Genomic DNA, 1,126 nt, shown 5'->3' on the forward strand with positions numbered 1-1,126 from the left:
GATATTTCACATATTTCGGGACCGCAAGTCGTTAAAATTGTGATATGTCTTGTTCTAAGGATGCAAGCCAAGGTACATCTATCATCAATTGTGACAGTTCACTATGCACCACAATAGTACCGGCTGTTTTGTTAAATGCCGCATGTAAAATTCGTGCAGCTTTATTTTGTTGTTTAGAGTGTGACCACTTCATTCGTGACAATTCATGCACCGCTTGAGCAAAAGGTCGTCGATTTCTCGGTCTCCAACCGATATGCCAAACCACTAACAACACACCAAGAATAGTCGTTAATAAACCTGCTATTTTTAATGTTTCTTCATTTGCGCTTGTAGAAATTAATGTCGGTACATGATCAGCTTTAAACACCATATTACTGGCCGAATTTCCAGCTTGTTCTGGTAATAAGGTTCCAATACTAAATGCTGCTTCTGGCACCTTAATCCATTCATCATCTAACTGTCTAAAATGAAATTCTGGCGTGTAAACTTCAATAGTATTAGTGGGTACATTGACCACTTGATAACTAAGCCACACCTTATTATCCACACTGCTTATGTTTTTTAAATATAACCATGTGCCATAACGTCTATCTATTTGCGGTAAGGATGTCAGATCAATATTATCCACTGTGACTGGCAACTCAATTTGTTGTTGTATCTCATCCCCTATTAATAAACCCCAAGCACGATCCAAACTTACTTCAGCAATCTGTTCAGCCATTAATGTTGCTGAGACAATACTTAATATTAGACCTATTAAAAATCGCATGATTACGCTCGCTTCAATCCTGAAAAATAATGTGTTAATTGTTCACCTGTGACATCACCATCTACAAATAAAGGTTTTACCCGATGATGCATAAAACAGGCAGCTAATTGCTCAAAATGATTGTTCATTGCTTGCTGCCAATTCTTTTTCATACTTGGTCTCATCCAAACACTTCGATTTTGGCCTGTTTCAGAATCTCGCATTTCTGTCCAACCAGCATGAGAAGGAAAATGGTCAACATCGTGATGCTGCCAAACAATGGGGACAACCGTGTAATTAGACAATTGTCGCAATGTTTTTTCGACCAAACTAATATCAACACAAAAATCTGATGCCAAAAACACCATGGCATGAGAG

At 38.1% G+C, this 1,126-nt stretch carries 2 protein-coding genes; both read right to left on the bottom strand.

All coding sequences use genetic code 11. The features are described 5' to 3' along the window. Positions 1-31 precede the first annotated feature (31 nt). The gene (locus tag AC3AYF_RS21555) at positions 32-769 is read right to left on the bottom strand and encodes a hypothetical protein (RefSeq protein WP_487780512.1); all 738 of its coding nucleotides are present in this window, start codon (positions 767-769) and stop codon (positions 32-34) included. A 2-nt stretch (positions 770-771) separates the two neighbouring features. Continuing rightward, positions 772-1,126 (bottom strand): hypothetical protein (locus AC3AYF_RS21560; RefSeq protein WP_487780513.1); only part of this gene is annotated, 355 nt, incomplete at its 5' end.

The sequence above is a fragment of the Salinicola sp. genome (assembly GCF_982684285.1).